This is a genomic window from Pseudoxanthomonas sp. UTMC 1351, from assembly GCF_040948865.1.
GTDB lineage: Bacteria > Pseudomonadota > Gammaproteobacteria > Xanthomonadales > Xanthomonadaceae > Pseudoxanthomonas_A.
Window position 1 is genome coordinate 26018 of record NZ_JAVGJT010000036.1, and the last position, 20157, is coordinate 46174.

A 20157-nucleotide genomic window follows, 5' to 3' on the forward strand; every position below is an offset into this window, starting at 1 on the left:
GCCGGTGGGTACAACCCCTTGGGGCGCCGCGCAGGACGCGCGGCGTTTTCGGCAGGCACATGGATGTGCCTTCCGAAAATTCCCACCGGCGACACGTACCCGAAGGGCGCGCCGCCAGGGGCGTGTTGACCAGCCATTCGGCTGTTGAGAAGCGCCTCTTTGCACGAGCAAAGAACAAGTAACGCCCGCGGCAGCGCGGAAACTATCCGCTTCAGTAACCCATCACAAGAACAAGCAAAAGCAAAAACGCGAACACTTCTTCAGCAAAGCTAGCAGCGTCATAGTGCCAAAATGCGAGATCAAAGCCGTATACGTAGCGTGCGCTACGTTCGAATGAGGTCCCCGGCAGTGAAATCGACTATCCCAAAACAAATCAGCAACGCAAGCTAAGCCGTACGAGGCCGATCCAAACTCCCCGCAGAAGCCTGCCGGGTATGCAAATTGAATGTAGCGCCAGCGGTCAGGATGTGCACCATAAGACCCAGCAGGCAAACCGGTTCGTCTTCCGAAACCTGTGCCATCGAAGAGAACTGCAGACCACCGGCATCGACAACGGTCACTGCGCCGCTGCCTTCGACTTCCAGCGTGTTGTCCGGCCCGATGAAAGCGGCGGTGTCTTCGTCCAAACCGATGCCGATCGCGAACGGGTTGTACGCCAGCGCAGCAACCAAACGGCCCAAACGATCACGCTGACGGAAGTGCTGGTCGATCACGAAGCGATTGGTCAGACCCAAGCCAGGAGCCAAACGGACACTGCTGGCGTTCGGCGAAGAGCCTTCCTCCCCGAAAGCGATCATGTGTTCGCTGAGGATGCTGGCGCCGGCACTGGTGCCGCCCACCGTCACTCCACGTGCGTTTTGCTGGCGGATCATCCGTGCCGCTTCGGTGCCGCCCAAGATGGTGGATATGCGCAACTGGTTGCCGCCGGTGAAGAAAATGCCGCTGCATTCCTCGATCCGGCGCAGCCAGTCGTCGCGCTGGCCATCGTCCCGGCTGTCGAACTCGAGCGACTCAGCGCGTCCCGCGCCCAAACGCGCAAAGATGTTCTCGTAGCGCAGTCCGGTGTCAACCAATCGGCTGGCGGTGGGGATCACCACAATATCGGCATCGCGGCCGCCACACAGGCCAACGAAGCGTTCCAGAATCCTGGGGCTGTTTTCTTTATCTTCGGCCCCGCCAATCGGGACGATCCATCCCCGCTCGTCGCCGGCGGAAACCTTGCTTGGACACATACGACACAACTCCTGGCAAACATGTTCGGTATTGCGCAACGCCGCCGCGACGGGACATTCGCCAGGCCGCGCAATCCTGCGGCCCATAGCCCGATTCCCCCAAGAACCCCCGGCGGCCCGGCACAACCAACAACGCCAGGCACCTGTCAAAGGTAGCACGGCTGAATGCCTGGAGAGGCCCGCTGCGACGCGCTGGCCGTTCATGAGACAATCCCGCCCAAGGCCCCGTAGCTCAGCTGGATAGAGCGGTCCCCTCCTAAGGGACAGGTCGTGCGTTCGAATCGCGCCGGGGTCACCACCTCCTGCCGTCTGGTCACGGTGGAACCGCTTCCAGACGGCGATCAGTTCCGATGTTGCGATGCAGCGCTTGACAGCACCCCTCGGCTTCGGTTTCTCTACGGGGTATGCACAACGTCGCCCTCTCCCCGTCGAACGGTTCCGCTCTGGCTCTTTCGCCAGCGCGCCGTGTTGGCGCGGCCGGCGGCCTCGGTACCATTACCACCATTAGCACCTCGATTCGTCGGGTGCGGTTGGTTGTGTTCGCGTAATTTCGCAAACCACGGCCCCGCACCCGGATCAGGATGCGGGGCGACCCCAAACCTGATGCGCGCCGGGCCTCACAACAGAGGTTCCGTTCCATGCCGTCCAGCGTTGCCGCACAAGAACAAAAAGCCATAGAACCCTCACCGCTACGCACTGTCGTGCACAAGTTCGGTGGCACTTCGGTGGCCGATGCCGAGCGCTACCGCCATGTCGCGCAGTTGCTGCGGGCGCGCGACGAAGATATCCAGGTCGCCGTCGTCTCGGCCATGAGAGGCGTCACCGACGCCTTGATCGATCTCTCCGAGCTGGCTTCGCGCAATCAGGACGAGTGGCGCGACCGCTGGCACGAACTACGCGCCCGGCACCGCGGCGCGGCTGTAGCGCTGTTGAACGAGAATGCCGGCCCGACGCTGGAGTGGCTGGACGAACGCTTCGCCAAACTGTCCGAGATACTCGGCGCGCTGGCGGTCATCGGCGAGTTGCCGCGGGAAGTGCTGGACCGCGTGCAGGGGCTGGGCGAAGTCTGTTCCGCGCGCCTGTTGGGCGACTACTTCCGCGCACAAGGCGACGATTGCGCGGTACTGGATGCGCGCGATGTGCTGGTAGTGGACCGTAGCGACCTGGGCGTGGAAGTGGATTGGGCCATCAGTGCCAGCCGGCTCGCCGACTGGCGCGCACAGCATCAGCAGCGCCGCATCGTGGTGACCGGCTTTGTCGCGCGCGACCGCGCCAATCGCGTCACCACGCTGGGGCGCAACGGCAGCGATTACTCGGGCGCCATCTTCGCGGCGTTGTTCGATGCCGCTGAACTGCATATCTGGACCGACGTGGACGGCGTACTGTCGGCTGATCCGCGCGTGGTGCCCGAGGCGGTGCAGCTGAGCGCGCTCAGCTACGACGAAGCCTGCGAACTCGCCTATTTCGGCGCCAAGGTCGTGCATCCGCAGACCATGGCACCGGCAATCGAACGCGGTTTGCCCATCATCATCCGCAACACTTTCCATCCCGAACACCCCGGTACCCGCATCACCGCCGAACGCGATGTCGCCGGTCCGGTGAAGGGCCTGACACTCAGCCCGGACCTGGCAGTGTTGAATCTGGAAGGTACTGGGTTGATCGGCGTACCCGGCACCGCGGAGCGCGTGTTTGCCGCGTTGCGCGATGCGCGTGTATCGGTGGTCATGATCTCGCAAGGCTCGTCCGAACATTCGATCTGCTGCGTGGTGCGGCATGCCGAGGCGACGCGCGCGCAGGCGGCTTTACTCAATGCTTTTGCCCACGAGCTGAATATCGGTCAGGTGCAGCGCATACAGCGCACCGACAACATCAGTGTGTTGGCCGCTGTGGGCGACGGCATGGCTGGCCAGCCGGGTGTGGCCGCGCGCCTGTTCGAATCGCTGGGTCGCGCACGGGTCAATATCCTGGCCATCGCGCAGGGTTCTTCCGAACGCAATATTTCCGTCGCCATCGACAGTGCCGATGCGACCAAGGCGTTGCGTGCGGCGCATGCCGGGTTCTGGCTGTCGCCGCAGACGTTCTCGGTCGGTGTGATAGGCCCGGGCAACGTTGGCGCCACATTGATCGAGCAACTCCGCGCCGCGCAGCCACAGCTCTTGGGTAAAGCCAATCTTGATCTGCGGCTACGCGCGATCGCCTCCAGCAGCAAGATGCTGCTGGACGAACGCGGCATCGGCGGCGACTGGCGCGAACGCCTGACCGGCAGCCGGTTGGCGGCCGACCTGGATCGCTTCACTGCGCACCTGCTGTCCGCGCATCTGCCGCATGCCGTCATCGTTGATTGCAGCGCCAGCGCGGAGGTCGCCGACCGTTATGCCGAATGGCTGGCAGCAGGCATCCATGTGGTGACGCCGAACAAACAGGCGGGCGCCGGCCCAATGCCGCGATTCCGTGCCATCCACGATGCCGCAGGGGTCAGCGGTGCGCGTTTCCGCTACGAGGCCACCGTGGGCGCCGGGTTGCCGGTGATTTCCACGCTGCGCGACCTGCTCGATACCGGCGACGCGGTGATGTCGGTAGAGGGCATCTTCTCCGGCACGTTGGCGTGGCTGTTCAATAAGTTCGATGGCAGCGCACCGTTCTCCACGCTGGTGGGCGAAGCGCGCGGAATGGGATACACGGAACCGGATCCGCGCGACGACCTGTCCGGTACCGATGTCGCTCGCAAGCTGGTGATCCTGGCACGCGAGGCCGGTCGCGAATTGACGTTGGACGATGTGGTAGTAGAAAGCCTGGTGCCGGAATCGTTGCGCCAGGGAAGCGTCGATGAGTTCATGGTACGCCTGCCGGAAGTGGACGCCGCCTTTTCGCAAAGGCTGGCCGCGGCGAGAGCGGCTGGCAAGGTATTGCGCTACGTCGCGCGCTTGGATGGCGACGGCCGTGCCAGCGTCGGCTTGGTGGAACTGCCGGACACGCATGCTTTCGCCCATCTGCGTTTGACCGACAACATCGTGCAGTTCACTACGCGTCGCTACTGCGACAATCCGTTGATCGTGCAGGGACCTGGCGCGGGTCCGGAAGTGACCGCTGCCGGTGTGTTCGCCGACTTGCTGAGAGTGGCCGCGGGGCAGGGGGCCAAGCTGTGAGAGTTCAGAGAAAAGCTTTTCGACGCGGATCAACGCCGATAACCACGGATAAAAAGCAACAAATTGCTCGAATACCGTGGGAGCGGCGGCGTCGCCCCGAGCTCTCGCCTTTATCCACATTGGCTTTATCCGCTCATATCCTTGTTAATCCGCGTCCAAATGCTGTTCGTATTGGGGTGCGCGCATGAAGCAGAAGGCGACGGCTTTCTCGCCGGCCTCCGTCGGTAACGTGGGGGTCGGGTTCGATATTCTGGGCCATGTGATCGAAGGCGCCGGCGATACGGTGACGGTGCGCCGCATCGATGCTCCTGATGAAAACGAACCCGCGGTGCGTATCGCCGCGATCCGCGGTGCTACGGTGGACCTGCCATTGGACGCGCCGGGGAATACGGCGGGCGCCGCGTTGATCGCCATGCGCGAAGCTTTGGGCCTCACCTTCGGCTTTGAGTTGGAGATCGAAAAAGGCATCCCGCTGGGATCTGGCATGGGCGGCTCGGCAGCATCCTGCGTGGCGGCGCTGGTGGCGGCCAACGAGCTGCTGGAACAGCCGTTGCCGCGCGAGGCGCTGTATCCCTTCGCCCTGATCGGTGAAGCAGTCGCCAGCGGTGGACGCCATGGCGACAACCTGGGGCCGATGTTGTTGGGCGGTCTGGTATTGGCCACTGCCGACCATCTGCTCAGGATCCCGGTGCCCGATGCATGGCACAGCGTGTTGGTGCACCCTGAGGCCATTCTGGAAACCCGCCGCGCGCGCGCCGCGCTGCAGGGCGACTATCGGTTGAGCGAATTCGTCGCACAAAGCGCGAACCTCGCGCTGGTGCTATCGGGTTGCTATACCGGGAACGCCGAGCTGGTACGCGCCGGTCTGAGCGATGTATTGGTCGAACCGCGCCGTTCGTCCTTGATCGTAGGGTTTGCCGCAGCCAAGCAAGCGGCACTGGAAGCCGGCGCGATGGGCGCCAGCATTTCCGGTGCCGGCCCCAGCGTGTTCGCCTGGTTCGAATCGCGCGCCGCGGCCGACGCGGCGATTGCGGGTATACAGGCGGCCTTCCGCGTGGCGGGCTTCGACAGTCAAGCCTGGGTGTCGCCGATCAACGCTACGGGTGCGGAAGTGTTGTCGGTGGAGTGAGGTGCATGCGTCAACGGTCGTCATCTCAGCTTTCGCTGGGATGACGACAAAGAATCTCGTCATTAATCGAATTCCGGAACCCACATGAAGTTCATCTCCACCCGCGACCCATCACTCTCCGCCACGCTCAGTCAAGCCATTGCCGCCGGTCTGGCGCCCGATGGCGGACTCTACGTTCCTGCGGAACTGCCTGCATCGCGGGAACTGGAAGCCGGCGCAGATCTTGCGGAAACCGCAGGGCATCTGTTGGCACCGTTTTTTGAAGGCGATGTCTTGGCGTCGGAGTTGTCGGCCATCTGCCATGAAGCCTTCGATTTTCCCGCGCCACTGAAGGCGCTCGCCACGCCGCGCGATCATGTGCTGGAACTGTTCCATGGTCCCACCGCGGCTTTCAAGGATTTCGGTGCGCGCTTCTTGGCCGAATGCCTGACGCGGTTGCGCAAAGGTGCTTCGCGGCCATTAACCATCCTGGTGGCGACCTCGGGTGATACTGGTGCGGCCGTAGCGGCGGCATTCCACCAGCAACCAGGATTGCGCGTCATCGTGCTGTATCCGGATGGCCGGGTCTCGCCCCGCCAGGCGCACCAGCTGGGTTGTTTCGGTGATAACGTCACGGCGCTGCGTGTGTCCGGTTCGTTCGATGATTGCCAGGCGCTGGTCAAGCGGGCATTGAACGACCAGGCGTTACAGGCCGAAGCGCCGCTCAGCTCGGCCAACAGCATCAGCCTGGGTCGCTTGCTGCCGCAGATGAGCTACTACGCCGACGCCGCATTGCGTCACCACGCAGCTACTGGCGAGCCGCTCAACTTCGTCATCCCCACCGGCAACCTGGGCAACGCATTGGCCGCCATCCTGGCGCGGGCGCTTGGCGTGCCGTTGGGTCGCATTGTGTTGGCCACCAATGCCAATCGGGTGTTGCCGGACTATTTCGCCGGCGGTGATTACGCGCCGCAATCCAGTATCCCTACCATCGCCAATGCGATGGATGTGGGCGCACCCAGCAACTTCGAACGCCTGCATTGGTTGTATCGCGGCGATGACGCGGCGATACGTGCCGCGTTCGTTTCTGCCAGCGTCGACGACGCCGCCATTCGCGAAACTATCCAACGCCGGGATGCACAATATGGCGAAGTGTTCTGCCCGCATACCGCCACGGCCATCAAGGTGCTGGAGGGGCTACGGGCGAGCGGTGAAGACGGGGATTGGGCGGTGGCATCCACCGCGCATCCGGCCAAGTTTGAAAGCGTCGTCGAACCGTTGATTGGCAGGCCGGTGGAAGTGCCGTCGTCGTTGGCTGCGTTGCTGCAACGGCCGGCTCATGCCGATCTCATTCCGGCGCAGTATGAAGTGCTGCGCGAGCGTATTGTGTAGAAGGCCCGTGTTCTCGTAGAGCGGAGCTTGCTCCGCTGCTCTAGATTGTGGGCGGACCTAAGAGCAGCCGGGCAAGCTTGGCTCTACAAACGCGCGGATAAATTCCTTGTGGGAGCGACGTGAGTCGCGACGTTGATGTTTCCGGTCGCGACTCACGTCGCTCCCACAAAAATGCTATGTCGACACCGTCACCATGACGTCTTGACAGTCAACGTAGGATCTCGGCTCTACGGGGGCAACGTTCCAACTTTGATGGTGATTCCAAGTGGATATTCCGCCATGCTGTCGCGCATTCAACGTTGGAAGGAGGCAGCCACATGAGCGCCGCAGAAACGCTCCAAATCGCCTGTCCGCATTGCCACGCTATTAACCGGGTGCCCGGCGCACGCCTGCATGAAAGCCCGGTGTGCGGGCGCTGCAAGTCCCGATTATTCGCCGGCGCGCCATTTGCGTTGGACACCGTTCATTTCGACGTCCACGCCAGTCGGTCCGATATCCCATTGCTGGTGGATTTTTGGGCGCCCTGGTGCGGGCCTTGCCGGACGATGGCGCCGGCGTACGAACAAGCGGCGAGATTGCTGGAACCGCGCCTGCATCTGGCGAAAGTGGACACTGAAGCGCAACCTTCTTTAGGTGCGCGTTTTGGAATCCGCAGTATTCCTACCTTGGTGCTGTTCCATCACGGCCGAGAGCTGGCCCGGCAGTCCGGCGCCATGCCGATGCAGGGCATCGTGCAGTGGGCGCGCCAGCATCTTCCTTCCTAAAGCACAGAGATCCTTCCACATGAGCGATACCCAGAAGATCGTCCTTACCCTGGAACAAGAGAGCGACTACTCGTTCCGCATCCATTTCGATGAAACCAGCATTCCGGACTTGCTGACCGATGAGCCCGAACCGCTTGGTCACGGCGCCGGCCCCAATCCCTCCCGGATGCTCGCCGCAGCGGTTGCCAATTGCCTGTCCGCCAGCCTGTTATTCGCACTGCGGAAGTTCAAGAACCAGCCCGGCAAACTGGTGACCACGGCCACCGCGGAACTGGCCCGCAACGAACAGGGCCGTTTTCGGGTGAGCCATATCCAGGCCGATATCCAGTTGGCCGAACCCGCCGATGCGCACGCCTCTTTGGAGCGAGTCCTCGCCCAGTTCGAAAACTTTTGCGTGGTCACCGAAAGCGTCCGCCACGGCATCGAAGTATCGGTCAGCATCACCGATGCCGAAGGCGTGCGCGTGCATGGTGCGGCTCGGAGTGCCACCCTTGTGGGAGCGACGTGAGTCGCGACCGAAAATCAAAGGCTTCAGACTCGGATAAACGCAGAAAAGACGGATAAAGCAACCAATGATCTTCATCCGTGTTCATCCGTGTTCATTCGTGTTGATCTGTGTCTAAGTTTTTTTGCGTTCCAATCGCGACTCGCGTCGCTCCCACAAGGAGCGTTGGCGCGAAAGTTGCCCCCGGTAACCGGTTACCACCTCCACCAGTCGAAGCCCGCCGCCCAGCATGGCATCATCGCGGTCCTAGCGTTTGCTGCAGAAGCCGTCCGTGACCGCACCGATCAAGGGTAAAGCCACCTCGCTGGACATCGCTCACCTGGCCGGGGTTTCCCAGCCCACCGTCTCGCGCGCGTTGCGCGGCAGCCCGATGGTCAATGAGGAGACGCGCAAGCGCATCCAGGCGATCGCGGCCGAGCTGAACTACAAGGTCGACAAGAATGCCTCCAATCTGCGCCGGCAACACTCGGGCACCATCGCGCTGCTGTTCTTCGAGGACCCGACGCCGGACGACTCGCTGATCAATCCGTTCTTCCTGTCCATGCTGGGTTCCATCACCCGCGCCTGCGCGCTGCAAAGCTACGACTTGCTGATCTCGTTCCAGCAGTTATCCACCAACTGGCAGGCCGACTACGAAGACAGCAACAAGGCCGACGGCATCATCCTGCTGGGTTACGGCGACTACCTGCAGGCGCAGTCGCGGCTGGAACAGCTGGTGCAGCAGGGCACGCACTTTGTGCGCTGGGGCGCCGTGCTGCCGGGGCAGCCGGGCATTTCGGTGGGCTGCGACAACTTCCAGGGAGGGCAGGACATCACTGCCCACCTGGTCCAACAAGGACGGCGCGACGTCGCATTCCTGGGCGACGCCTCCAATCACTACCCGGAGTTCTTCGAGCGTTACCGCGGCTACGCCCAGGCGCTGCAGGCCGCCGGCGCCACAGCACAACCATCGCTGCAGGTGGATGCGGTCACCACCGAGCAATCCGGCTACGAGGCGGCGTTGGAACTACTGCGGCGGAAGGTACGTTTCGACGCGATCTTCGCCGCAAGCGACCTGATCGCCATCGGCGCCATGAAGGCACTGCACGAAAGAGGACTGCGCGTGCCGGAAGACATCGCCGTCGCCGGCTTCGACGATATTCCCATGGCCAGCTTCGTCAATCCCAGCCTGTCGACGGTGCAGCAGGACACCAAGCTGGCCGGTGTGATGCTGGTGGAAAGCCTGTTGAAGCTGATCAACGACGAGCCGGTGGAAAGCCAGACCATCCCGGTCAAACTGGCGTTGCGCCGTTCTTCCGGCGCGGTGTAGGAGCGGCGTCCCCGCCGCGAGCTCTTCGCTTCTATCGCGATCTGAAACGAAGAGCTCGCGCCGAGACGGCGCTCCTACAGGGCGTCGAGATCAACCCGGATCCGGCGACTTGCGCGCCATCAATTCGGCCAAGCGCTTACGCATGTCTTGCCGCGTCACCGGCTGATCCAGGAAAAACACCCGAACGCCGTGCGCCGGTACGCTTACGGTCAGGCGATTTTTCACTCGTTGTCTCTTGCCGGTGAACCCATCACGCCATTGACCCGCTTGCAGGTATTCGTCCACCGTAATGCGCCGCGCCCTGTCGCTCTTGTTCAACAGCACCAGCGCGGTTTGCGCCTTTCCTTTCTCCTGGTACACGCGATAGAACACTGCTTCGTCGCCTTTCAGTCGCACGTTGAGCTGCAGGCCCCGCTGCAACGCTGGTGAGGTCTGGCGCAATTTGGCGATGCGTTGAAGATTGCGATAGATCGGGCTGTGTGGAGCAGCGTCGATGTTTTCCTGGCCGAAGTAGTTGCGGTTGCCAGCGTGTTCCGCGCGACCACGCATGAAGCCGGTTTCCGAACCGTAATAGATGACCGGTATGCCGCGTGCGGTGAACAGCCAGTTGTGTGCGTCGATGAAGCCATCATCGGTTGCGTCCATGCGCGGCATATCGTGATTGTCATAGAAAGTCATCAGCTCATACGGGTTAGCGTACGGGCCATCTTCCAGATACAGCGCACCCGCCAGCGCGCCGTAGTCGCTGTCGGGCTTCTCGAACACTTCCACCAATTTGGCGCGCAAGGGGAAATCCAGAACGCTGATGTTGCCGTTACGCTTCCAGGTGTGCGCGGCAATTTTCGCGGCGTCATATTCGAAGTTCTCGCCGAACATGAAGAAGTCCGGCTTCTTTTCGCGTATGCGGTCGGCAAAGGCTTTCCAGAAGCTGTGCGGCATCCAGCCGATGGTGTCGATACGGAAAGCGTAAGCGCCCTGGTCAACCCATTGCAGATAGGCGCCAGTCAGATAGTCGAGCACCGCCGGATTGTTCTCGTTGAAATCGGACAGCTCGGCCACGCCGGGCTTCGTGTTGTAGAAACGGTGCAGTGGATTCTTCGCCGGGTTCAATTTCCCAGGCGGCAGGTTCTGATGATCGGCCAGCAGCTTGTCGTTGCGGTCATAGATCTCGCCATATTTCGGCTGATCCTTCGGCATGGTGTAGGAAGGGGAGCCGTGATTACCCACGATATCCAGCACGATCTTCAGATCCTGCTTGCGCATGGCCTGGGTGAAGCCGGCGAAATCCAGCCCCGGGCTAGGCAGGTGTTCGTCCAGCTTGTAAAAATTGACGCCCCAGTAGCCGTGATAGCCGGTCTTGCCCTGGTCCGTCCAGAAACTGCCCCAATGGACCGGCTTGCCGCCGGTGAAGGGTTCGTCCGGCTGGTCGACGATGGGCGTGATCCAGACCGAGCTGAATCCCATGCCGCGGATATAGTCCGCATTATCGACGATGCCTTTGAAGTCCCCACCGAGATAGCCGATATTATCGGTATCGCCATCGGGGCCGGGCACGCGTTGATCGAACGTGGGATACGCACCGCCCTGGTCGCGATGATCGTTGGAGGGATCGCCGTTGACGAAACGATCCGTCAGCACGAAATAAACCGCTTCGCTGGCGAAGGGTTCTTCGGTGCCGTAGAACTGGTCGATTTTCGGCGTAGCGGCGAAAGCGGACGCGCTGCACAACGCCAACGCCAGAGCGGCACTCATGTAGAGCGGAGCTGCGCCCCGCGACATCCCTGAGTCAGTAGCAATGAGGCCGTCGCAACGGCAGACGATAAGGAATAGCCGCAGGCGCTCTAGGTAGAGCGGAGCTTGCTCCGCTGATCGCGTCCGGGGGCGGTCTGCGAGAAGCAGCGGAGCAAGCTCCGCTCTACGTTGCCCGAAGAGACTGTGAAAATTTTCTAAGCGCATCAGATGACCTGCGAAGCGGAAAGGGGTTCTTTGACGCGCAACACGCACAAGCCGGCGATCAGCAGGCTGGCGCCGCCGATCACCATGGCATAAATGGGCTGACCACCGGCGAACGTCTTCAACAGGAATCCCAGAATACTAGCGGCGATCAGTTGGGGAATGACGATGAAGAAGTTGAATATGCCCATGTAGATACCCATTTTCTTCGCGGGAACGCTATCGGATAGCAACGCATAAGGCAGCGACAGGATGGAGGCCCAGGCAAAGCCGACGCCAACCATCGACAGCAGCAGCCATTGCGGGTCACGGATGACCAGGAACGATAGCAAACCGGCGGCGCCCAACCACACGTTGATCATATGGCTGATGCGCAGGCCAAGTGCCCGTACCATCAACGGAATGCAGACGGCAGCCAGTGCAGCAAAACCGTTGTAAGCGGCGAACAGCACACCGACCCAGTTGGCACCCTCGTTATAGGCAGCCGATGCGGTGTTGGTGCTTCCATAATGAACTTGGGTGACCGCCGAAGTGGTGTAGATCCACATCGCGAACAGGGCAAACCACGAGAAGAACTGCACCACCGCCAGCTGCCGCATGGTGTCGGGCATGGCGTGCAGATCGGCGGCGATGGTGCTGAACATATTGCGTGAGCGGGTAAGGCTGACCAGGAGGAGGATTACTCCATAGGCCGTCAAACCACCCGCCAGCACGAATAATTGTTTGTCTAGCGCGAACCAGAAGATCGACGCGATGCCGGCGCTACCCACCAGCAGCCACAGCAATCCTTCGCGACGCGCGCGGGCGGTGTCGAGATCGGCGTGGGTTTCATCGACGGTGCCGGCATCGTCGAATGACGTCAGCACTTCCGGCGGATACTCACGAGTGCGCAATACGGTCCAGCCGACCGCCAGGAACAGAATCGCGCCACCGGCATAGAAAGCGTACTTCACGGTATCCGGAATGCCGCCGGCAGCGGCGGTATTGCTCACTCCGGCTTGGGTCAACAACCAAGGCAGCATGCTGGCGATCACCGAACCCACACCGATGAAGAAGCTCTGCATCGCATACCCGGCAGGGCGTTGCTGCGGTGGAAGCTGGTCCCCGACAAAAGCGCGAAAAGGTTCCATCGAGACGTTGATGGATGCATCCAGTATCCACAACAGGCCTGCGGCTACCCAAAGCGCCGGCGAGTTGGGCATGAACAGCAACGCCAGCGAAGCCAGCAATGCTCCGTATAGGAAATAGGGCCGGCGACGGCCGAGGCGCGTCCACGTGCGGTCGGAAAAATAGCCGACGATGGGCTGCACGATCAGTCCGGTCAGCGGCGCCGCCACCCACAGCATCGGGATGTCATCTATCTCCGCCCCCAATGTCTGGAAGATGCGGCTGACATTGGCGTTCTGCAGCGCGAAGCCGAACTGGATACCCAGAAAGCCGAAGCACATGTTCCATATCTGCCAGAAAGACAGTTGCGGCTTTTGGGTCATCCGGATGAGTCCTGGTTGCTAAAGGCGACGCGCAGCCCCATGCATGGGCGTCGTGGGCGGCATCTTGCAGGGAAGTTCGGCTGATTCCATGCTGCACTGCAAACATAATCCCGTCACCGATGACTAGCGGATTTTGGCGTGAAGATATCGATGCCGCTGCCAAACCCTTGTCACTGTTGAGCTTTACAACGGATGCGGCAAGAAATGGCGGCAGGCGCACAAGCGGGAGCACCGCTGTCGCGGGACGATATGCATACGTATTCATGGCATGACCTGACCAACTGCCGCCACGCACGAGCGTCAAGCATGGAATAGTTGCGCCCGCTGTGCGTGCCAGGTCGGCACGCGATTCATGGGTGCGAGGGAGCGATGACGACAACCAATTGGTGGCGTGGTGCGGTGATCTACCAGATCTACCCGCGCAGCTTCCTGGATACCAATGGCGACGGCGTCGGCGATCTGCCGGGCATCGTCCGCAAGCTGGACTACATCGCCAGCCTGGGCGTGGACGCCATCTGGATATCGCCGTTCTTCAAGTCGCCAATGGCCGATTTCGGATACGACATCGCCGATTATCGCGACGTCGATCCGTTGTTCGGCACAGTGGATGACTTCGACCGGCTACTGGCCAAGGCGCATTCGCTGGGTATCAAGGTGATGATCGACCAGGTGCTGAGCCACTGCTCGGCCGAACATCCCTGGTTCAAGGAAAGCCGCGAGAGCCGCGACAATGCCAAGGCCGACTGGTACGTCTGGGCAGATCCGAAAGAAGACGGTACACCGCCCAATAATTGGATGTCGCTGTTCGGCGGCGTGGCCTGGCGCTGGGAACCGCGCCGCGAGCAGTACTACCTGCACAATTTCCTGGCCTCTCAGCCTGATTTGAACTTTCATAATCCGGCGGTGCGCCAAGCCACACTGGACAACGTGAAGTTCTGGCTGGACAAGGGCGTGGATGGCCTGCGCCTGGATGCCATCAACTTCTGCTTCCACGACGCACAACTGCGCGACAATCCGCCCAAGCCCAAGGAAATGCGGGTCGGCCGCGGATTTAGTCCCGACAATCCCTACGCTTACCAATATCACTACTACAACAACACGCAGCCGGAGAATCTCGGTTTCCTGGAGGACCTGCGGCGGTTGCTGGACCGGTATCCCGACGCCGCGGCACTAGGCGAAATCTCATCGGAAGACTCGCTGGCGACCACGGCCGAATACGTTGGCGACCAGCGCTTGCATATGGGTTACAGCTTCGAACTGCTGACCGACGATTTCAGCGCGACGTATATCCGCGGCACGGTGGAAAAGCTCGAGGCTGCGATGACGCATGGCTGGCCGTGCTGGGCGGTATCCAATCACGACGTGCAACGCGCGGTGACGCGCTGGGGCAATGGCGATACCGCACACGATTTCGCGTCGCAGCTGGTGGCGTTGGTGTGTTCCCTACGGGGATCGGTCTGCCTGTACCAGGGCGAAGAACTGGGCCTGCCGGAAGCGGACGTGCCGTTCGAAGCCTTGCAGGACCCCTATGGAAAGGTGTTCTGGCCGAAATTCAAGGGCCGTGATGGATGCCGAACGCCAATGCCGTGGAGTGGGGAAGATACCGCCGGCTTCAGCGATGGTCCGTCGTGGCTGCCGATTCCCGATGCCCACCGCGCCATCAGCGTCGCCGCGCAGGAACCGGATCCGCACTCCGTCTTGAATGTAGTGCGTAGCTTCCTGGCCTGGCGCAAACGCCACCCTGCGTTGCAACACGGACGCATCGTGTTCTTCGATGCACCGGAACCCGTGCTGGCGCTCCGTCGCGATACAGAAGACGAATCGCTGCTGGCGGTGTTCAATCTGTCAGCGCAGGCGGTGGAATGGGCCTTGCCGGAGGGATTGATAGTGCAGACGCTTGAAGACCACGGGCTCTTTTCGGGTGTCCTGGTCGATCGCAGTGTGCATTTGCCGGCGCGTAGTGTTTTATATGCAAGGATTGGCTGAAGCGCGATATTCCTTCCTTGTGGGAGCGATGTAAGTCGCGACGAAGCTTCACCGGTAAAGCCTCATCGCGACTCACGTCGCTCCCACAATCATCACTCCCACGTCTGAGACTTCAAGCATGAAACAAGTATTGATGTTGGTGGTGATGTGCCTGCTTTCGCCGCTGATCGCAAAAGCCGCACCACTTTCGCCAGTCCCCATCACCGGCCCGGGAATCACTGGCCATCTCGAACGCTTTGAAGCGTTCCCGTCAGACCACGTTACACCGCGCAACGTAGACATCTGGCTGCCGCCTGGCTATGCCGAGAACCCAGACAAGCGCTACCCGGTGCTGTACATGCACGACGGCCAGAACGTACTCGACCCAGCCACTTCCTACACCAAGATCGACTGGAGCGTGGATGAGGCGATGACTCGGCTGATCGAAACCGGTCAGGTTCGCGAAGCCATTGTCGTCGGCATATGGAACACGCCACGGAGGCTCCAGGAGTACATGCCGGCGAAGGCAGTCACCGGTGCGTCTCTCCACCCAGGTGGGGACGGCGCGCCGATACCGGTCAGTGACTTAGCTTCTGACGAGTATCTACGCTTTTTGGTCAAAGAACTTAAGCCGTTCGTGGACGGGCGATATCGCACGCTGACCGGTCCGCAGGACACTTCCGTGATGGGTTCCAGCATGGGCGCCCTGATCTCCGCCTACGCCGTGGCGGAATACCCCGATGTATTCGGCAGTGCCGGCTGCGTGTCCACGCATTGGCCGGTCGGCCAAGGCATCGTCATCGACTATCTGGCGAAAAAACTCCCGCCACCGGGCAACCATCGCTGGTATTTCGACTACGGCAGCGCCGGAGTAGATGTGGAGTACGAGCCGTACCAGCAGCGCGCCGATGCCCTGATGCAGAAAGCCGGCTACACAGCCGGAGGCAACTGGGTCACGCGGCGCTTCTTCGGCGCCGACCACAACGAAGCCGCCTGGCGCGAGCGCATAGAAGTGCCGCTGACATTCCTGTTGTCGCCCTGATAAAAAACTACGAATGAATCCCCTGTGGGAGCGACGTGAGTCGCGACCGGAAACTTCAACGTCGCGACTTACGTCGCTCCCACAAGGAGGCTATGCCCAAGCGCGGCTGGCTCGTCTTGCTCCAGATTGCCAGAGTCGCAAGCGACCACCCTGCGCCTGCCAGCCCCATTGATACGACAACGCTATGGGCAAAGATCTATTCATATTCGTTAGACGGCCGCTCTTAGTGGCAAAGGCCTGATCATCTGATGCTTCAAATCCAAGTCACCGGGCGCCATTTCTCACCGATGAATACGTATGCAGTGCGATTTGTGCAGGGCTTGCCGCGACTACCATTGCCGCACGTTTCAGGGCCCTTGCCCTGACGTAGTAGATCCGGGCGATCGCCATCTGGCGACGTACCCGGGTCACCGCACACAACATCCTTGGAGAGGGGAATATGTTGCAATTCAAGCGCAATCTGCTGAGCGCGGCGCTGGCGTCCGCCATGACGCTGACCACGACGGGTGTACAGGCCCAAACCGCCGAACCGGCACCCGAACAGACCGGACCGCAAGCCACTGAACTGGATACGGTGGTGGTGACCGGCATCCGCCGCGGCATCGAGAGCGCCATCGCGGTCAAGCGCGATTCCACTTCCATCGTCGAGGCCATTTCGGCCGAAGACATCGGCAAGCTGCCCGACGTCAGCATCGCCGAATCGCTAGGACGCCTGCCAGGTCTGGCGGCGCAGCGCGTTGCGGGCCGTGCGCAGGTCATCAGCGTGCGCGGCCTGTCGCCCGATTTCTCCACGACCCTGCTTAATGGTCGCGAGATGGTCAGCACCGGCGACAACCGCAGCGTGGAATTCGATCAATATCCTTCCGAGCTGGTGAACGGCGTGACCGTCTACAAGACGCCTGATGCCGGCTTGGTCGGGCAGGGCTTGTCGGGCACGGTGGACATGCAGACGGTTCGCCCGTTGAGCTTCGACGGCCCCGTCGGCACCATCGGCGTCCGCGGTCAGCGCAATTCCCTGGGCGCGGCAGCCGACGCTTCCGCCTATGGCGAGCGCATAAACGTCAGCTATATCACCCAGTCCGAAGACCGCCGGTTCGGCTTCTCGATTGGTTACTCGCACTCGGATACGCCCATCCAGGAAAACCAGGTTGGCTTGTATGAGCCGTGGAAGACAGATGCGCGTCCGGGCCTGCCGGCCGGCACCTTCGCCAGCGACGGCATCAAGGCGTTGCGCCGCACGGGCAACACCGAACGCGATGGCGTGCTGGCCACCGTCCAGTTCCGTCCTTCCAATGCCTGGACCAGCACGTTGGACCTGTTCCACTCCGAAGCGACACAGATAGACACCGCAAACCAGTGGGAAATGAACACCCAGTACAACGGTTCTTTCCCATGCAATCCGGAATGCGTCTATAGCAATGTCACCGTCAACGACAACGGCACATTCACGGGCGGTACGCTGACCGGTGTCTACCCGCTGGTGCGAGGCATGTACAACAAGCGCGAGGACGAGATCAACGCGTTTGGCTGGAACAACGAGTTCAATGTAGGTCAGGTGCGCGTCGTTGCTGACCTCGGCTACTCCAAAGCCAAGCGCGATGAGATCAATCTGGAGAACAACACCCAGCTTGTGCCAAGCCCGCAGTACGACACCGTGCAGTTGAGCTACCGGAACAACGGCTTCTCGCAGATGGTGCCCACGCTCGATTATTCCGATCCGTCGCAATTGTTCCTTCGCGGCACGATCTATGGCTCGGGCTACGGCAAGACGCCAAGCGTTGAAGATGAGTTGAAGACCTTCAAATTGGCAGCGGAACTGCCGGCGCCTGCCATGTTGGGCTGGCTTTCGGGCATCGACGTCGGCCTGAACTACGCCGACCGCGCAAAGTCGAAGCGTCAGCCCGAAGGCAACATCGATGTTGGCCCGCAAGGCGAGACCGCTATCGCTGCGGATCTGCAGTATCGTCCGGTGAATCTCGGTTTCGCCGGCCTGGGCTATATCCCTTCGTGGAATGTCCCGGAAGCGGTCGCTCGCTACATGATCTTCGCGCCGAACTCCCTGGCTCCGCATCTGATAGCGAAGTCCTGGGACGTGGACGAGGAAACCACCACGGCCTTCATCAAAGGCAACATCAACACCGATTGGGGTGACGTAGCGGTACGCGGCAATTTCGGCGTACAGGTACAGCGTACGGAGCAATCCTCCGAGGCGGTTCAACTCACCAACGGCGCAGCACCGGAGCTGGTGACTCTGGGTAAGACCATGACCGATGTGCTGCCCAGCATGAACCTGTCATTCTCGTTTGCGAACGACCAGACGCTTCGCGTGGCGATGGCGAAGCAGGTAGCGCGTCCGCGCGTGGACCAGCTGCGGGCATCGATTGAAGTGAACGTGTCGGACGCGCCGGATTCAAGCGGCGAACGCGTGGTCACCGGTAGCGGCGGTAATCCACAGCTGGACCCGTGGCGCGCGTATGCGTTCGATATTTCCTACGAGAAGTACTTCGGCAGTAAGGCTTATGTCGCTGCTGCATATTTCTATAAGGATTTGCGTTCTTACATCTACACGCAGACCGACCCGTTCTTCGATTTCTCGCAGTTCACCGCCGGCGTTCCTGAGAATCCCGACTTTCCTGGCGTCGGTGTTTCCCAAACCGGAAGCTATTCCGCGCCGGCCAACGGCAAGGGCGGCACGCTGCAAGGCCTTGAGCTGACGGCATCGCTGCCGCTGGATTTGTTCTGGGAGCCGCTTGCCGGTTTCGGCGTGGTGGCCAGCGCCAGCTTCAGCGACAGCAACATCAAGATCAGAGACCCGGAAAGCGCATCCAGCGTCGGCAGCGGCGACATCAGCCTGCCAGGCCTGTCGGACCGCGTCTACAACCTGACCGCCTACTACGAGCGCAGCGGATTCGAGGCGCGAGTCAGCCAGCGCAAGCGCTCCGACTTCATCGGTGAAATCGGCAACTTCAACGGCAACCGGTCACTGCGTTACGTGGTAGGTGAAGAAATCACCGATGCACAGGTCAGCTATACGTTTGCCGATGACAGCGCATTGGCTGGGCTGAGCGTGCTGTTCCAGGTCAGCAACTTGACCGATGAATCGTACCGGACCTACGCCGAGTCGAAGGACCGTCCGCTTGAGTACATCGAGTGGGGGCGTACTTATCTGGTGGGTGTGAACTACAAGTTCTAAAAATAGCGATCACAATACGCTTCAAAGCCCGCCGGTATCATGCCGGCGGGTTTTTTCGGTGTCGATGAATCGCTTGCCTGAAATGGCCTCCGATCGGCGCTAGCAGGAGATGCGCGACGACTACGATTTCACCGACTCCGTTATCAACTATGTGCCGCCAGAAGGAGCGCAGCCGGCTCAGAACGTCAGCAACTACACCACGTCGGAGAACGATGAGGCAGGTTCGCTGATGCCCTGGAACTAACGACATCGTTGCCGTTGGACCTGTTCACTGATGTGTTTGAGGGTTTCGGCATCGTAGTCAGCGCCAGCTTCAATGACAGTGACATCAAGATCCGCGATTCGGAAAGTTCCTCCAGTGCCGTTAGCGGCGACATCAGCCTGGCGGATGAGGCCTACGACCTCACTGTCTACTACGAACGCAGCGGCTTCGAAGCATGCGTCAGCCAACGTAGGCGTTCGGACTTCACCGGCGAATGGCAGCTTCGCCGGCAACCGCACACTGCGTTACCTCGTCGACAAAGACATCACCGACACGCAAGTCAGCTACGCGTTCTCCGACAGCAGCAGCCTGGCCGGCTTGAGCTCACTATTCCAGATCAGCAACCTGACCAGCGAGGCCTATCAGACTTATGCCGAAGCGAAGGATCGTCCACTTGAGCACATTGAGCGGGGGGGCGTGCTTATCTGTTGAGTGTGAATTACAAGTTCTAAACAACGACCGCAACACGTGCGAAGGTCCGTTGGCGTTATGCTGGCGGGATGCTCTGTGTCAATCAAAATCGTAAGCCTCCCCACCTGGTAGACACCCAATAAGTAGAACTTTCTGGCATGTTTTCACCACCAGGAGGTTCCATGAAGAAGTCGAAGTTCAGCGAGACCCAGATCGTCTCGATCCTCAAGCAAGCCGATGCCGGAGTGCCGGTGAAAGACATCTGCCGCCAAGCCGGCATCAGTGTCGCCACGTACTACCAATGGAAGTCAAAGTACGGTGGCATGGAGGCGTCGGACCTGCGGCGGGTGAAGGAGCTGGAAGCCGAAAACGCCAAGCTCAAGCG

The 20157-nt window shown here is 61.0% G+C and carries 15 protein-coding genes and 1 tRNA gene; 13 read left to right on the top strand and 3 right to left on the bottom strand.

What is annotated here, in order from left to right:
• Positions 1-386: 386 nt before the first annotated feature.
• Positions 387-1232: a cyanophycinase gene (locus AB6O04_RS18910; protein ID WP_368565895.1), complete on the bottom strand. Its 846-nt coding sequence runs from the start codon at positions 1230-1232 to the stop codon at positions 387-389.
• 221 nt (positions 1233-1453) lie between these two features.
• Between AB6O04_RS18910 and AB6O04_RS18915 the strand changes: the two genes are divergently transcribed.
• The 7 genes from AB6O04_RS18915 (at position 1454) to AB6O04_RS18945 (ending at position 9456) form a co-directional block, all read left to right on the top strand.
• Positions 1454-1530 (top strand) — tRNA-Arg (locus tag AB6O04_RS18915).
• A 340-nt stretch (positions 1531-1870) separates the two neighbouring features.
• Positions 1871-4378, top strand: a complete 2508-nt coding sequence (thrA, locus tag AB6O04_RS18920; RefSeq protein ID WP_368565896.1) for a bifunctional aspartate kinase/homoserine dehydrogenase I — start codon at positions 1871-1873, stop codon at positions 4376-4378.
• 184 nt (positions 4379-4562) lie between these two features.
• Positions 4563-5507, top strand: a complete 945-nt coding sequence (locus tag AB6O04_RS18925; RefSeq protein WP_368565897.1) for a homoserine kinase — start codon at positions 4563-4565, stop codon at positions 5505-5507.
• An 84-nt stretch (positions 5508-5591) separates the two neighbouring features.
• Positions 5592-6878: a threonine synthase gene (gene thrC / locus AB6O04_RS18930; RefSeq protein WP_368565898.1), complete on the top strand. Its 1287-nt coding sequence runs from the start codon at positions 5592-5594 to the stop codon at positions 6876-6878.
• Between the two features lie 317 nt (positions 6879-7195).
• Positions 7196-7642, top strand: coding sequence for a thioredoxin TrxC (gene trxC, locus AB6O04_RS18935; RefSeq protein ID WP_368565899.1), 447 nt, complete (start codon positions 7196-7198; stop codon positions 7640-7642).
• Positions 7643-7661: 19 nt separating this feature from the next.
• The gene (locus tag AB6O04_RS18940; protein ID WP_368565901.1) at positions 7662-8150 is read left to right on the top strand and encodes an OsmC family protein; all 489 of its coding nucleotides are present in this window, start codon (positions 7662-7664) and stop codon (positions 8148-8150) included.
• A 268-nt stretch (positions 8151-8418) separates the two neighbouring features.
• Positions 8419-9456: a LacI family DNA-binding transcriptional regulator gene (locus tag AB6O04_RS18945; RefSeq protein ID WP_368565902.1), complete on the top strand. Its 1038-nt coding sequence runs from the start codon at positions 8419-8421 to the stop codon at positions 9454-9456.
• A gap of 90 nt (positions 9457-9546) precedes the next feature.
• Here AB6O04_RS18945 and AB6O04_RS18950 read toward each other — a convergent pair whose 3' ends face one another.
• On the bottom strand, positions 9547-11208 hold the full coding sequence (locus tag AB6O04_RS18950) for an alpha-amylase family glycosyl hydrolase (protein WP_368565904.1): 1662 nt from the start codon (positions 11206-11208) through the stop codon (positions 9547-9549).
• Between the two features lie 203 nt (positions 11209-11411).
• Positions 11412-12899: an MFS transporter gene (locus AB6O04_RS18955; RefSeq protein WP_368565905.1), complete on the bottom strand. Its 1488-nt coding sequence runs from the start codon at positions 12897-12899 to the stop codon at positions 11412-11414.
• Positions 12900-13268: 369 nt separating this feature from the next.
• Between AB6O04_RS18955 and AB6O04_RS18960 the strand changes: the two genes are divergently transcribed.
• The 6 genes from AB6O04_RS18960 to AB6O04_RS18985 form a co-directional block, all read left to right on the top strand.
• Positions 13269-14885: an alpha-glucosidase gene (locus AB6O04_RS18960; protein WP_368565906.1), complete on the top strand. Its 1617-nt coding sequence runs from the start codon at positions 13269-13271 to the stop codon at positions 14883-14885.
• 118 nt (positions 14886-15003) lie between these two features.
• Complete coding sequence (locus tag AB6O04_RS18965; RefSeq protein WP_368565908.1) at positions 15004-15906, top strand: alpha/beta hydrolase; 903 nt, start codon at positions 15004-15006, stop codon at positions 15904-15906.
• A gap of 439 nt (positions 15907-16345) precedes the next feature.
• Entirely contained in the window at positions 16346-19099 is a 2754-nt protein-coding gene (locus AB6O04_RS18970) for a TonB-dependent receptor (RefSeq protein ID WP_368565909.1), read from the top strand.
• Positions 19100-19208: 109 nt separating this feature from the next.
• Positions 19209-19343 carry a hypothetical protein gene (locus AB6O04_RS18975; RefSeq protein WP_368565912.1) on the top strand — a complete coding sequence of 45 codons (135 nt, stop codon included), beginning with the start codon at positions 19209-19211 and terminating at the stop codon, positions 19341-19343.
• Positions 19344-19487: 144 nt separating this feature from the next.
• Positions 19488-19793, top strand: coding sequence for a hypothetical protein (locus AB6O04_RS18980; protein ID WP_368565914.1), 306 nt, complete (start codon positions 19488-19490; stop codon positions 19791-19793).
• Positions 19794-19954: 161 nt separating this feature from the next.
• A partial coding sequence (locus AB6O04_RS18985) for a transposase (RefSeq protein WP_368565916.1) occupies positions 19955-20157 on the top strand: 203 nt, incomplete at its 3' end.

Coding starts and splice junctions, on each gene's coding strand:
- AB6O04_RS18910 (WP_368565895.1), bottom strand. CDS start 1,232: ATGTGTCCAAGCAAGGTTTCCGCCGGCGACGAGCGGGGATGGATCGTC.
- thrA (WP_368565896.1), top strand. CDS start 1,871: ATGCCGTCCAGCGTTGCCGCACAAGAACAAAAAGCCATAGAACCCTCA.
- AB6O04_RS18925 (WP_368565897.1), top strand. CDS start 4,563: ATGAAGCAGAAGGCGACGGCTTTCTCGCCGGCCTCCGTCGGTAACGTG.
- thrC (WP_368565898.1), top strand. CDS start 5,592: ATGAAGTTCATCTCCACCCGCGACCCATCACTCTCCGCCACGCTCAGT.
- trxC (WP_368565899.1), top strand. CDS start 7,196: ATGAGCGCCGCAGAAACGCTCCAAATCGCCTGTCCGCATTGCCACGCT.
- AB6O04_RS18940 (WP_368565901.1), top strand. CDS start 7,662: ATGAGCGATACCCAGAAGATCGTCCTTACCCTGGAACAAGAGAGCGAC.
- AB6O04_RS18950 (WP_368565904.1), bottom strand. CDS start 11,208: ATGAGTGCCGCTCTGGCGTTGGCGTTGTGCAGCGCGTCCGCTTTCGCC.
- AB6O04_RS18955 (WP_368565905.1), bottom strand. CDS start 12,899: ATGACCCAAAAGCCGCAACTGTCTTTCTGGCAGATATGGAACATGTGC.
- AB6O04_RS18960 (WP_368565906.1), top strand. CDS start 13,269: ATGACGACAACCAATTGGTGGCGTGGTGCGGTGATCTACCAGATCTAC.
- AB6O04_RS18965 (WP_368565908.1), top strand. CDS start 15,004: ATGAAACAAGTATTGATGTTGGTGGTGATGTGCCTGCTTTCGCCGCTG.
- AB6O04_RS18970 (WP_368565909.1), top strand. CDS start 16,346: ATGTTGCAATTCAAGCGCAATCTGCTGAGCGCGGCGCTGGCGTCCGCC.
- AB6O04_RS18975 (WP_368565912.1), top strand. CDS start 19,209: ATGCGCGACGACTACGATTTCACCGACTCCGTTATCAACTATGTGCCG.
- AB6O04_RS18980 (WP_368565914.1), top strand. CDS start 19,488: ATGAGGCCTACGACCTCACTGTCTACTACGAACGCAGCGGCTTCGAAG.